The organism is Bdellovibrio sp. BCCA, from assembly GCF_037996825.1.
GTDB lineage: Bacteria > Bdellovibrionota > Bdellovibrionia > Bdellovibrionales > Bdellovibrionaceae > Bdellovibrio.
Genome location: NZ_JBBNAC010000001.1, coordinates 3,629,892 through 3,641,433, shown reverse-complemented (window position 1 = coordinate 3,641,433; position 11,542 = coordinate 3,629,892). Strand labels below are relative to the sequence as shown.

At 43.5% G+C, this 11,542-nt stretch carries 13 protein-coding genes; 6 read left to right on the top strand and 7 right to left on the bottom strand.

Going from position 1 to position 11,542, the window contains the following annotated elements; all coding sequences use genetic code 11:
• Window positions 1-74 precede the first annotated feature (74 nt).
• The 3 genes from AAAA78_RS17700 to AAAA78_RS17690 form a co-directional block, all read right to left on the bottom strand.
• The gene (locus AAAA78_RS17700; RefSeq protein ID WP_340593461.1) at window positions 75-1,505 is read right to left on the bottom strand and encodes a hypothetical protein; all 1,431 of its coding nucleotides are present in this window, start codon (window positions 1,503-1,505) and stop codon (window positions 75-77) included.
• 170 nt (window positions 1,506-1,675) lie between these two features.
• On the bottom strand, window positions 1,676-2,110 hold the full coding sequence (mscL, locus tag AAAA78_RS17695) for a large conductance mechanosensitive channel protein MscL (protein WP_295902526.1): 435 nt from the start codon (window positions 2,108-2,110) through the stop codon (window positions 1,676-1,678).
• An 18-nt stretch (window positions 2,111-2,128) separates the two neighbouring features.
• Window positions 2,129-2,842: a DUF481 domain-containing protein gene (locus tag AAAA78_RS17690; protein WP_340593460.1), complete on the bottom strand. Its 714-nt coding sequence runs from the start codon at window positions 2,840-2,842 to the stop codon at window positions 2,129-2,131.
• A 121-nt stretch (window positions 2,843-2,963) separates the two neighbouring features.
• On the opposite strand from AAAA78_RS17690, the gene AAAA78_RS17685 reads away from it, so the two are divergent.
• The 6 genes from AAAA78_RS17685 to AAAA78_RS17660 all read left to right on the top strand — a co-directional run bounded on the left by AAAA78_RS17685 (window position 2,964) and on the right by AAAA78_RS17660 (window position 7,959).
• The gene (locus AAAA78_RS17685) at window positions 2,964-3,218 is read left to right on the top strand and encodes a hypothetical protein (protein WP_340593459.1); all 255 of its coding nucleotides are present in this window, start codon (window positions 2,964-2,966) and stop codon (window positions 3,216-3,218) included.
• Window positions 3,219-3,271: 53 nt separating this feature from the next.
• Window positions 3,272-3,934, top strand: a complete 663-nt coding sequence (ftsE, locus tag AAAA78_RS17680) for a cell division ATP-binding protein FtsE (RefSeq protein ID WP_340593458.1) — start codon at window positions 3,272-3,274, stop codon at window positions 3,932-3,934.
• Window positions 3,931-4,824: a cell division protein FtsX gene (locus AAAA78_RS17675; RefSeq protein WP_340593457.1), complete on the top strand. Its 894-nt coding sequence runs from the start codon at window positions 3,931-3,933 to the stop codon at window positions 4,822-4,824. The genes ftsE and AAAA78_RS17675 overlap by 4 nt, the downstream gene beginning before the upstream one ends.
• A 13-nt stretch (window positions 4,825-4,837) precedes the next feature.
• Window positions 4,838-5,938 (top strand): murein hydrolase activator EnvC family protein, encoded by a 1,101-nt coding sequence (locus tag AAAA78_RS17670; protein ID WP_340593643.1) that lies wholly within the window; start codon window positions 4,838-4,840, stop codon window positions 5,936-5,938.
• Between the two features lie 4 nt (window positions 5,939-5,942).
• Window positions 5,943-7,319, top strand: coding sequence for a S41 family peptidase (locus AAAA78_RS17665; protein WP_340593455.1), 1,377 nt, complete (start codon window positions 5,943-5,945; stop codon window positions 7,317-7,319).
• 73 nt (window positions 7,320-7,392) lie between these two features.
• A complete protein-coding gene (locus AAAA78_RS17660; RefSeq protein WP_340593454.1) occupies window positions 7,393-7,959 on the top strand; it encodes a hypothetical protein in 567 nt (188 codons plus the stop codon).
• 6 nt (window positions 7,960-7,965) lie between these two features.
• Here the strand turns inward: AAAA78_RS17660 and AAAA78_RS17655 are convergent, their stop codons facing one another.
• The 4 genes from AAAA78_RS17655 to tig all read right to left on the bottom strand — a co-directional run bounded on the left by AAAA78_RS17655 (window position 7,966) and on the right by tig (window position 11,451).
• Window positions 7,966-8,478, bottom strand: a complete 513-nt coding sequence (locus AAAA78_RS17655) for a hypothetical protein (RefSeq protein WP_340593453.1) — start codon at window positions 8,476-8,478, stop codon at window positions 7,966-7,968.
• Window positions 8,479-8,553: 75 nt separating this feature from the next.
• On the bottom strand, window positions 8,554-8,922 hold the full coding sequence (locus AAAA78_RS17650) for a hypothetical protein (RefSeq protein WP_295902551.1): 369 nt from the start codon (window positions 8,920-8,922) through the stop codon (window positions 8,554-8,556).
• 202 nt (window positions 8,923-9,124) lie between these two features.
• Window positions 9,125-9,967, bottom strand: a complete 843-nt coding sequence (locus AAAA78_RS17645) for a hypothetical protein (RefSeq protein ID WP_340593452.1) — start codon at window positions 9,965-9,967, stop codon at window positions 9,125-9,127.
• 170 nt (window positions 9,968-10,137) lie between these two features.
• On the bottom strand, window positions 10,138-11,451 hold the full coding sequence (gene tig, locus AAAA78_RS17640) for a trigger factor (RefSeq protein ID WP_340593451.1): 1,314 nt from the start codon (window positions 11,449-11,451) through the stop codon (window positions 10,138-10,140).
• Window positions 11,452-11,542 lie beyond the last annotated feature (91 nt).

Here is an 11,542-nt window from a genome sequence, read left to right as displayed (position 1 = left end):
TTAATAAGCCCCCATTCTAACAGTGTGATTGGGTAGGGTCTACTATCTATACTAGGCCTTAGGCTGGGTTCCTCTTACTTCGTTCCGTAAGTTTTTTGAGCTTCTTTCACGGCTTTTGAAACCGTGTCGTTGCAACTTGCAGGAAGACCATACTTCGCGCGTTCAATGACACTGATTTGTGCATCGATCTCACCGGAAGCATCACCCGGAGTATACTCTGAACTCTTTGACTTAGGAGCAGGACCTAAGGTCATAAGAGCTTGATTGGCGCGATTAAGTGCTGCTTGCAAACTTGCTTGTTTCGCAGCCAAAGTTTTTAAGTTCTCTTGAAGTTTTGTATAAGCCGCTTGCATTTGTTGTTGTGAACGCGTGCCCAAATCGATAACGCTTTGAAGAGCGTCCGTTTTCTTTTTAACAGTGGCCTGTTTCATTTCATCAAGCTGGTTATTTGCCAATGTTAGGCTGTTTTGAATCTCGTCCAAAGAAGATTGTGCATCGCGAATTTGCTTATCCAAGTCTTCTTGCTTCTGGCGAGTTTGTTCGTTCAAAGCAATGCGCTGTTGATTGAAGTCGTTCATGCAAGTGTTATAGAAATCAATCATCTCCTGCTTTTTCTTTTTAGCTTGAGCAATATGATTGGAGCTTGAAACGGCTGAGCTAGAATACATTTTTTCATAATCAGCTTTCATTTTAGCCAAATCAGAGACGCACTTACGTTTCCCCGCACTTTCAGACATCAAATTTAAAGAACGAGCTTTGTCGCGTTGAAGTTGAGTCAACTGACCGCGCAAGTTTAAGATCTCAGATCCTTTTTTACGCATAGATTCTTTAGCTTGGTTTTGACTGTTGTTGAACTCAGCGATGCGCTCGCGCTCTTCTTGATCAAGCTCAGACTCTTTCTTTTTGTAGTCTTCCTGAGCCTTCGTTAAAGTCTCCTGGATTTTTTGCATCTCTTTATTGTAGTCATCCTGAAGATTGGCTTTGTCGTCGTTCAACTCCGCCAATTCCTTTTCTGTATCTTTGATTTCTTTCTGGATTTTGTCTTTTTCAGCGAAATAATCGCGACCGTTCATTTGTGGGCAGGCTGAGCCGATCCCAGCCGCAGCTCCTGCAGGAACACCAAGAACTGTGGCAAAAGCGCCGACAGTATCAAATGAATCCGTTCCAGATTCGTCAGCACAACTGCGAGCTTTAGAAACGCAATTAGAGCTTCCTGACATTCCCGCTTTTCTACAAGCTTCACCGATTTTGCGAGTCGCTTCGTCGATTTTGTCTGTGGCTTGTTTGCAAAGCTGAGCTTCTTTGTCTTTGGCTGCAGCCTCGCGATCTTCTTTAAGTGCGTCAGCAACAGCTTTAGCCGCATCAGGATTGCTTGCTGCTGTTACTGCAAGGGTCGCTTTGTCCGCCGCGAAAGCACTATAGTGAGGAAGCAGCGCCGCGCTTACTAGGATGTTGATAAAGATTTTGACAACTGTTTTGTTGGTTTTGCCTGAAATCTTATTCATTTGAGTTCCTCCCCGATGAAAATAGATGATGCAATAGCAGTACCAATTATCGGCAGGTGCGCCCAAAAGGTTTACGTATCAAAGTGAGACGAAGAGTTTCTATCTATTATATAAAAGAAAAGAGCCCAAGATGTTCTCTTGGGCTCTTTAAAATATCTGTCAATTTTTAATTAAACAGCTTGAGCACTTCCACATTGAGAGCACTTGCGGGCTTTCAAAGGAATCGTCGAAAGACACTCTGGGCATTCTTTTGTATTTGGTGGTGGTGGAACGTCCTCTTTTTTGAACTTATTCGCCATGCGCACGATCATGAAGATAGCGAAAGCCACGATCAGAAAATCAATCACAGCATTGATGAAAAGACCGTAGTTCACAGTCGCTGCACCTGCTTTTTTTGCTGCGTCTAATGTAGCGTAACTTTCACCATTCAATGCAACGAACAGGTTTGAGAAATCAACTTTGCCAAGACCCAAGCTGATGATCGGAGTCAATACGTCAGCAACGAAAGAAGAAACGATCTTTCCGAAAGCCGCTCCGATGATGATACCGACTGCCAGATCGAGGACATTGCCTCGCATGATAAACGCTTTAAATTCCTTAAACATGTGAAACGTCCTTTCTTATTAGAACTTTGCAACAAGGTTCATAGTAGTTGTAGTTGTCGTGTATTTGCCACTTGCTGGCGGAACATTTTGGTATTGTAACAAGTAAGCAAGCTTCAAAGAGAAAACAGAGTTCAACATGATATTCAGAGAAGCTTCTGTATTCGCAAGGTAGGCATCTGTTTCAGTAAAGTTTGGCAAATACTCAGCCCAGTATTTGAACGACAAAGTTTTATCCAAGGCTTTGTTAAACTCTGTGTACAAACGACCCATGTTGTCGTGAGTGGATCCGCCCGCTGTAGGAAGAGTTTTTTGGTAACGATAACCGGCTTCCACAGTCCAGTTCATTTCATCGCTCTTGATCAAGTAATATTTAAGACCCGCGTCTGTTGAATCCCTTTGGATGTAGCCGTTAAAGATATCACTTTCCGCTTTTTGCCCGACAAAAACACCAAGGTAGTCTGTCAATTCTCTTTCGTAGCGAGCACCGATTTCCCAATTACGAGCGCTTTCAGTTCCAGCAGATGTCGTTTTCAAATAACGACCAAATGCGCTGTAAACATTTTTTTCGTGAGTATAAACGGTCTTTGCTTTCGCATTATAACTTTCGGAATCATTGTTGCCGCTCACGATAATAGCACCGGCTTCAGCTTCTCCCGTGAAAGGCTCTGCAGAGTAAGCAGACAGAGAACTTAAAATTACACACGCACCAACAACATACTGGAACAATCTCATTGTTAAATCTCCTTTGATTTACACCCATTGACTTTAGTTTCAATTGCGTAAGAGCCTCAAGAGAAATTTAGTGAGATCGAACAAATTTTCTGATAAGTTTTAGCACTGAGGTTTTGTAAAAGTGCAAAAAGGTTTTAATTCAGACATCACGGTTCGCGGCCAAAAATATCACGTACAAACGGAAGACTGGGGATTGCAGAATCCATTTCTGGTCAGCCGCATCTTTTGTAACGGCGCTGTGATGAAAACGATCAAAACTCCCTATGATACGGTTCTGCGTTTGGGCTCGTCTCAGACGGAAGAAGCGATCAAGCTTGCTCTGCGTCGTCAGCATTCCACGATCATTGATACCCTCATGGCAGGGGGAATGCCCTAAAACTCGACTTCGGGCGAGTACTCATCTCTCTTGGTCTTTCATAAGATAGAAGGATGATTGAATTCTCGCATGTCTATAAGACTTATCCCGGCCCGGTTCATGCTCTAAAAAATGTGGATCTGCGGATCGACAAAGGTGAGTTCGTTTTTCTAACGGGTCCCAGTGGCGCAGGTAAAACAACTCTATTTAAAATGATCTCAGCATACGATATTGCCACGTCAGGTGATGTTCAGGTTGCGGGATACAATCTTCTTTCAATCAAAGATTCTCAGGTTCCTCTTTTCAGACGAAAAATCGGCGTTGTCTTTCAAGATTTTAAACTTCTTAAAGACAGAACGATTTTTGAAAACGTTGCTTTGCCTTTGCAAATTCGCGGTGACAGTGCTCCTGCAATTCAGCGTCGTGTGTATGAAGTCTTAGAACAGGTGGGCTTGGCTCACAAACATGATCAATATCCCGATTATATTTCTGGCGGTGAGCAACAAAGAACGGCGATCGCTCGTGCGATCGTTCATCAACCAGGGGTTCTGATAGCCGATGAGCCGACGGGGAATTTAGATCCGCGTTTAAGCGAAGAAATCATGGATCTTTTAGAGCGCGTCTGTGCACAAGGAACGACGGTATTTGTTGCAACTCACGATCATGAGATGGTGAAAAGAAGAAAGAAAAGAACCCTGGAACTTCGCGATGGCATGATCGTGGGAGACTCTAAATGAGAGCTCCACAAAAAAACTGGGCTTTGAAAGTTTCAACTCTTGTCGTCGTCACGGCTTGTTTTGTTGTGATGGGTTCGACGCTGCTTCTATCGCAAAATTTTAAAAATCTTCTGACACTTTGGGGTGAAGACGTTCAGATGACTGTCTATCTTTCCCAAGACCTTTCGGATAAAGGTCGTCAAGAGATCGAAGAAAAAATCAAAGCCACGGGTAAAGTGGGTGAAATCAAACTCGTCACTCAAGAAAAAGCTTTAGGAGATTTTCGGTCTCAATTAGCCAGTTATGCTCCGGATATTGCACAAGATGAAGAGCTTCTAAAACTAATCCCTTCTAGTTTTCAAGTGCGCCTGGCTGATAACGTAAGTGCGGCGGAACAAACTCAAGTTTTAAGCAGTTTGTCTTCGCAAATCAAAGGACTTCAAGGCGTCGATGAAGTGAGTTACGGTCAAGACTGGGTTGAAAAATATGCGGCTCTTGTCACAGCCATTCAAACAACCATGCAGCTTTTGGGTTTCGTAATTGTGATTGCTGCGCTCTTCGTGATTTCCAACGCCATTCGTGCCTCCATCCAGAATCGTAAAGAAGAAATCGTTGTGCTGGAAATGATCGGTGCGACTTCCTCTATGATTCGCAAACCTTTTATGATGGAAGGGGCGGCCCTGGGATTGGGTTCTTCCACTCTGGCTGTGGTTCTTTGTTTTACTTTGTTTGTCGGAATTAAAAATCTTCTGGTGACGAAGCTAAGTTTCCTGCAAATCGGAGAACATCTTTTGTTTATTAGCCCTCTTATGATCGCCGTATTTATTATTGGTGGGACATGCCTTGGAGCTTTGGCCTCGTATCTGTGCGTGCGTCGTTTGAATGACGGCTATGCCGGAAGTCAGGGGTAATTCTTTGAAGTGGATGCAAAGTCTTTTAGCTGTGGGATTGTCTTTGTCTTTGGGAGCACACGCTGCCACGGATGTTGATAATTTGGCGAAAGACTTTGAAGCGCAAAAAAAACGCATTGAAGATGCCGAGATCAAACAGCGCCAGGTTCTTTCGGCTCTTTACCAGCTCAATAAAAAAATCAAAAAAATCGTGACGGAAAAAGGGGAGCTTTCGCAACAAAGAGCCTTTTTAGAAGTCAACGTGCGAACTTTAACCCAAAAAGTGGACGATCTGGATCAACGTTCAAAGTCACAAAGAGCTCTGCTGGCGGAAAGACTTCGTGCGATCTACAAACTGGGTGGCGCTTCCATGGCGCGTTTTCTTTTTTCTTCGACGAGTTCTGCCTCGTTAGAAAGAAATCTTAAAATCATGGGTATCGTCGCTTCCCGAGATCTTGAGCTTATCAAAAACTACGGCCGCGACCTTCAGGACCTGCAAAACAAAAGAAAAACTTTGGCGGGCCGTTTGGAAAGTCTGAAGGGCGTTGAACTAAAAATCGTTGCGCAAGAAAAACAATTACGCCGTGAGCAGGACCTTAAAGGCAAAATTCTCGACGGGATTCGTAAGAATAAGCTTTTTGCGATGAACAAGATCAACGGTCTTCGCGAAAAGTCCCTGCAGTACAATATCGAGGATGCTGGACTCTTTGATCTTCTCTTCAAACCTTCCTTTGCGGATCAAAAAGGGGAGCTTCCTCATCCTCTGCAAGGTGTGATCACGCAAAAATTTGGACTTATGAAAGGGGAGGAACACCCTTATACTCTTTCTCACAAGGGAATTTTTATTTCCGCGGCGAAGGGGAGTCCGATCAAATCGATCTTTGAGGGTCGAGTTTCTTATGTTGGTGAACTTCCGGGTTTTGGAACCACGTTGATTGTTGATCATGGCGATCACTACTACAGTGTCTATTCCCACGCTCAAGAAGTGAAGGTAAGTACCGGGGACGAGATCACGCAATCGCAAATCATCGCGGTTGTGGGTGAAGCTCCTCAGGAAAGTAGCCCTGGATTATATTTCGAAATTAGACATTTTTCAGAACCCTACGACCCGCAGCAGTGGATGAAAGGACTCTAACACTATGCAATCACTCAAACGCTACTGGAAAACCTACATCTTGGGAGCCATCTTGCTGGTGACTCTTTTCATCATGGCGGAATCCGGTTTTCAAGTTCGCGCTTTCGCCCAAGAACGTTATGCGGATCTTCAAAACTTCAGCAAAGTTTTAAATCTCATTCAGCAATACTATGTGGAAGAAGTGAATACGAAGAAACTCGTTTACGGCGCCATCAAAGGGATGCTGCGTGAACTTGATCCTCACACGAACTTTATGCCACCGGATATTTTTAAAGACTTCGAAACTGAAACCAGTGGCGAGTTCGGCGGATTGGGTATTGAGATCTCTATCCAAAACGGAGTTCTCACAATTATTTCTCCAATTGAAGATGCTCCTGCTTGGGAGGCCGGAATTAAAGCCGGTGACAAAGTCATCGCGGTTGACGGGACAAGCACAAAAGGCATGAGCCTTGTGGAAGCGTCTCAGTTAATGCGCGGAAAAAAAGGCAGCAAAATCGTTTTGCGTGTCGTGCGTGATGGTGAAGAAAAACCTCGCGACATCACAGTCGTTCGCGGCAGTGTAAAAATCAAATCCGTGAAATACACAGATTTGGGTGAAGGCTTTGCTTATATCAAAGTTACAAGCTTCATCGAAAACACAGCCAAAGATTTGCAAAAAACAATTGAGAAACATCAAAAAGAAAAAGGCAAAATCGCTGGTTTGTTAATCGATCTTCGCAGAAACCCAGGCGGTCTTTTGGATCAAGCCGTTAAAGTGAGTGACATGTTCTTAAAAGAAGGAACCATCGTCAGCACAATTGGTCGCAATAAGAATGATAAAGAAGTGGCAGTGGCGACGAAAAAAGGTCAGTACACGAACTTCCCAATCGTGATTCTTGTGAATGAATACACAGCGAGTGCGAGTGAGATTGTTTCCGGTGCTCTTCAGGATAACAAACGCGCTTTGATCGTGGGTCAACGCACGTTCGGTAAAGGCTCCGTCCAATCCGTGATTAAACTTGGTGATGGCAGCGGTTTGAAACTGACGGTGGCTCGTTACTACACTCCAAGTGGAGTGTCGATCCAAGCTGAAGGTATCCATCCTGATATTGAAATTGAAGATGTGGATCCAGAAGCATTTGCAAAAGCCGTTGTGAAATCTCCAACAACTCGTGAAGGCGATATCGCAGGTCACTTAAAAGGTGATCGTGAGAAGGCCGCAGAGAAGCTTGACACACGACAAGGAGCCGAAGAGGGTGCCCTTGCATGGTGGAAAGATGTGGGCTCGAAAAAAGAAGAAAAACTGTCTCCAAGAGAGCGTTTATTCAAGTCAGATTACCAAGCATATCAAGCATTTAGCTACTTGAAGGCCTGGGACACATTGAAGGTCTTGACGCGCTAGTTATTGATTCTCCCTATTAGAGGCCCTACTCTAGCCGCACAAAACGAAGGCGAGGCAGAGGGGGCCTTTTCTGATGTTGAAAACAGTTGTTTTGCTTCTGGCATTTTGTTCGTTTGCCCAAGCCAATGTCGGCTTTTCTCACGGCAACGAATTCACAGCTTCTGCGATTCAAGGCACAGTTCGAGTTTTCTGCAACGGCTTTAACGGCTCAGGTTCTGCCGTTTACTCCTGCCGTGATGTTGTTTTAGATCCTCAAGCTTACGATTACTTCGTAGGTCCTCAAGATGCACGTGCTGATAGAATTGAGCTGACAGCTTCCCACGAAGATGGTTCTTCACGTTCTAAAATTGTTGAATATGATGGCGTACGCGGAAAAAGTCGTGATGCTTTTAATTTGTGGATCTCCACACTTTTCCAAAAGCCTTTGTTGGAATATGGCACGAATAACATTCGCTACAGAATTTATTCCGGCAACAGGTTGATCGAAGCCATGGGTGAAGGAAATTTCACAGCACTAGTTAAACGCGGACCTGCCCGCACATGTCCTGCCGCTCAATACAATTCGACAGATGTGACTGACTGCAATTCGCAATACTCCATCTGCCAAAGATACTTCGAAGAATTTCACAACTGCCAATAAGTCATTCTAGTGGCTTGTTGGTTTTCGTGTAATAGGTTCTTCCTTTGCAAACTGCAAAGAGATTGAACTAAGCTTTTGCGTTTGTGAATTCATGTTGATGGAAAGAGGACCTTCCTTCGCCGTATAGGCTGAAATTTCTTGTCCCCAGGCGCCTTCTTTTGCAATAGGCTTTTCCTGGAATTTAATGTTTGGAAACTGAGAGAGGGCTTGTTGTAACGTCAACTGTTCAGAAGGATTCGCTGCAAACCAATGTACGCTAAGAACTTTGTCTGTTTTTCCGTCATAGATCACTAGAAGTTGCGGAGTTTTTTTATCCTGGGATAAATAAACTAATCCTTCATGATCTGTCTTCGGAATACTTCCAACTGAGTTCGGTTGGCCAAGAATCTTTTCGATGCCTCGTCTATTGGACTTTTCCCAATCGACCTTTTTAAACTCTGACAATTTATTGGACGTAGCCATTGTTGCACATCCGGAAAGAGCAAAAATACAAAGAGTTAAGATTAATACTTTAAACATAATGACTAAAATCATGCATTTCAGTCACAGAATATGTCAAATTTAAACAAGGGCAAGATTACTCTCTCAAATCAGTTACATCACAAGAATTGAAAAAGTTTTTTTCGCTGGAACCATGTCCATAAGGACGTGGCAGCGGACGGAGCTTCCGTCTTTTTGAGGAACCTCAAGATAAGTGGCTGAAGATTTTCCGTCACCAAGATCCAATGCGGCCGTCGGGTCTTTGATTCCTTTTTGTGTGACGTACAAAACTTTTTTTCCAGATTGGAGTTGCGGCCAGATTGTAGATTCGCCGACGTTGATGAAAACGCCGGATTCACCTTGAACCACTTGGCTTGTCATATTGCCAGACACATCCACGCAGTAAGTGCGCGTGCGCAGAGTTTCTCCGGCAAGAGCATTCATTCCGAAAAGTGTGATTGCGATCATAACAAGCTTTTTCATAAAACCTCCGACAGTCCCAAGTGGTTTTTTTCTAACCAGTGTCCTTTGAGCAAGGAACGGGCCACGGTATTTAAGGAACTTGGGGAGAAACGTATAAACTACTGAAAGGACTTAGCTTCAAATGGCTTATAAACGAAAATGGGCCTTCATGAATGTGAAGACCCATTGCCCAATTCGTAGACAGAGAAGACTGCAAACGGCGTTAGCGTACGCCTGGAGACGCTGTGCTGGAGCTTGCACGAGAGCCACTAGATGCACCGTCAAAATCATTAATAGATTCTGCGCAAGCTTGAACAGCGGCGTTGATAGCTTTGATACCATCCATCGAGTTTGAAAACTCTTGCGCCGTCTTATCAAGTTCTTCAGAGGTTGTTGCGGAACTTAAAGATGTAAAACTCCAAGTCTTGTTACCCGTAGAATTTTTAATATGATCCTTCAAACGGCTAAGATCTTGTTCGATCACATCATTGTGGCGCTTTTCAACTTGCAAGGATTGATTCCCGAAAGCTTTCGCCATATTCGCGTAGCTTCCTAAAAAGTTCATACAGCTTTCCGCTGTTTTAGAACTCATTTTATTTTTGCCGCCTTCCGCATTGTAAGCCTTCATCAAACGATCACAAGAACGCTTTGTCGCCGTTACGCATTTCAAATTGTTCTTCGCAGGACTTAATCCAGAACCCGCAGAAGCATCACCATAACAAGTCGTCGTCGCTCTTAATTTGTTTTTATAGAAGCTTGAAGTGCGAGCGAAAACCGAAGAGCCTGAATTGCCGCGATTTGTTTGGAGCGTTTCATTCAGCGTGAGCACGTCGCTGCCTTCGATATTTTCAGATCCCCAATTCATATCGTACTGGCCATTAGAGTTTTTAGATTTCGCCCAACGCTCTTTATTGTTGAAGCTAGTGCCTGAATCATTGTTGGCAATCTTAGTTCCATCAAAAGTGAAACTGCCTTTATAGTACTTTTGCAAAAGACCGGGATTCGCTTCAAATGCAAAAGAAGATGAAGCGACAAGAACGAGCGCAGAAATAACCAGAAATTTCATTTTGACTCCGACTGTTGAGGACCTCTTTTAAGAGTAACTTAAGTCCTTGTTTTCACAGTAGTCGAAGAGAACGCATTTAGACCAAATGCCAGGAGTATGTGAGGAGGTTTAAATAAAAAAAGAGCGACCTTGTGGGCCGCTCTTTTTAAAGTCTTCAATTATAAGAAGTCTTAGTTCGCTTCGTCTTTGAAAGTACCTGCTGGAACTTCTTTAACTTTCACAGTCTTGTTCAAGAAAGCGATCACTTTCTCTTCTGTGATCATGTAAGTAAGACGGCTAGCCTGTTCAGGGCGACCGTAGAACTCACGAATGCGTGATTCTTCGATGTGTGTTTGTTGAGCGTACTCAGCAAACTTCGCATCAAGATCTTCTTTTTTAGCGAAAAGATCATGTTTCTTTGCGATAGCATCAACAAGGAAAGAAGACTGAATCATTTCAGCTGCTGTTTTTTCAAAATCAGCATCCCATTTCTCAACGTAAGAAGAGAAATCGTTTTCGCCCATGCCTTGTTCAGCCATACGCTTTTTGAAATCTTCGATCAAAGAAGCTTTTTGTTCTTTCATCAAAGAAGGCGGAACTTCAACTGGGTTTTCTTTTACAAGAGTTTTCAAAAGACGGTTTTTGAAAGCGTCATCAACACGTTTTTGCTCAGTTTGTTTCAAATCTTCTTCGATAGATTTTTTCAAAGCGTCTAGATCGCTAGGGCCGCCCAAAGATTTAATAAATTCTTCAGTCAACTCAGGCAAAACTTTGGCTTTGATTTCGTTCAAAGTCACTTTGAACTCAACTGGTTTACCAGCAAGATCTGCAGAGTGGTATGGATCTGGGAATTTCAAAGAAAGCGTTTTTGTTTCGCCGACTTTCATTCCTACGATGCCTTCTTCGAAACCTTCGATGAATTGTTTCGCGCCAAGCTCAAGGTGGTGATTTTTACCAGAACCGTTTTCAAGTGGAGCTCCACCCATGAAACCTTCGAAATCAACAACCGCGATGTCGCCCATTTTAGCAGCGCGAGCTTCAGTCACAGTTTCGAAAGTGGCGCGAGAAGCGCGGATGTTCTCAAGAACTTGATCCACTTTTTTAGAATCAAATTCCACTTTCTCTTTTTCAACTTCAAGACCTTCGTATTTTTTCAACGTGATTTCAGGACGGATGTCAAAGTTTGCAGAGAAAGAAAAATCTTTGTTTTCTGCTGGATCAGCGAATTCAAATTCTGGATAGCTGATGGGCTCAAGTTTGTGCTCTTCAAGAGCTTTTACGTAATGCTGTTGGATCAAGTCTTGAACCACGTCTTGTTTTACGCGGTCGCCGTAAAGACTTTTGATTGTTGCCAAAGGAGCTTTACCTTTGCGGAAGCCTTTGATTGTGACGTCTTTCTGAATGCCATTGAAGATTTTTTGGAAAGCAGTGGAAACTGCAGCTGCAGGAACTTCGACTTTCAATTTTCTGGACAGATTAGAGACTTTTTCTACATTCGATTTCATGTCTTTTTCTCCTAATATAAAACCGATGGATAGTAGAGGATGCGCTGCTTTAAGGCAACGCTATCGCAGCGCGTAATGCCTATATTTCAGA

What these genes read in the sequence shown, in the direction of transcription:
- mscL (WP_295902526.1), bottom strand. Translation starts at nt 2,110, where the DNA reads ATGTTTAAGGAATTTAAAGCGTTTATCATGCGAGGCAATGTCCTCGAT.
- AAAA78_RS17665 (WP_340593455.1), top strand. Translation starts at nt 5,943, where the DNA reads ATGCAATCACTCAAACGCTACTGGAAAACCTACATCTTGGGAGCCATC.
- AAAA78_RS17670 (WP_340593643.1), top strand. Translation starts at nt 4,838, where the DNA reads ATGCAAAGTCTTTTAGCTGTGGGATTGTCTTTGTCTTTGGGAGCACAC.
- AAAA78_RS17655 (WP_340593453.1), bottom strand. Translation starts at nt 8,478, where the DNA reads ATGTTTAAAGTATTAATCTTAACTCTTTGTATTTTTGCTCTTTCCGGA.
- AAAA78_RS17690 (WP_340593460.1), bottom strand. Translation starts at nt 2,842, where the DNA reads ATGAGATTGTTCCAGTATGTTGTTGGTGCGTGTGTAATTTTAAGTTCT.
- AAAA78_RS17650 (WP_295902551.1), bottom strand. Translation starts at nt 8,922, where the DNA reads ATGAAAAAGCTTGTTATGATCGCAATCACACTTTTCGGAATGAATGCT.
- AAAA78_RS17645 (WP_340593452.1), bottom strand. Translation starts at nt 9,967, where the DNA reads ATGAAATTTCTGGTTATTTCTGCGCTCGTTCTTGTCGCTTCATCTTCT.
- AAAA78_RS17660 (WP_340593454.1), top strand. Translation starts at nt 7,393, where the DNA reads ATGTTGAAAACAGTTGTTTTGCTTCTGGCATTTTGTTCGTTTGCCCAA.
- AAAA78_RS17675 (WP_340593457.1), top strand. Translation starts at nt 3,931, where the DNA reads ATGAGAGCTCCACAAAAAAACTGGGCTTTGAAAGTTTCAACTCTTGTC.
- AAAA78_RS17700 (WP_340593461.1), bottom strand. Translation starts at nt 1,505, where the DNA reads ATGAATAAGATTTCAGGCAAAACCAACAAAACAGTTGTCAAAATCTTT.
- tig (WP_340593451.1), bottom strand. Translation starts at nt 11,451, where the DNA reads ATGAAATCGAATGTAGAAAAAGTCTCTAATCTGTCCAGAAAATTGAAA.
- ftsE (WP_340593458.1), top strand. Translation starts at nt 3,272, where the DNA reads ATGATTGAATTCTCGCATGTCTATAAGACTTATCCCGGCCCGGTTCAT.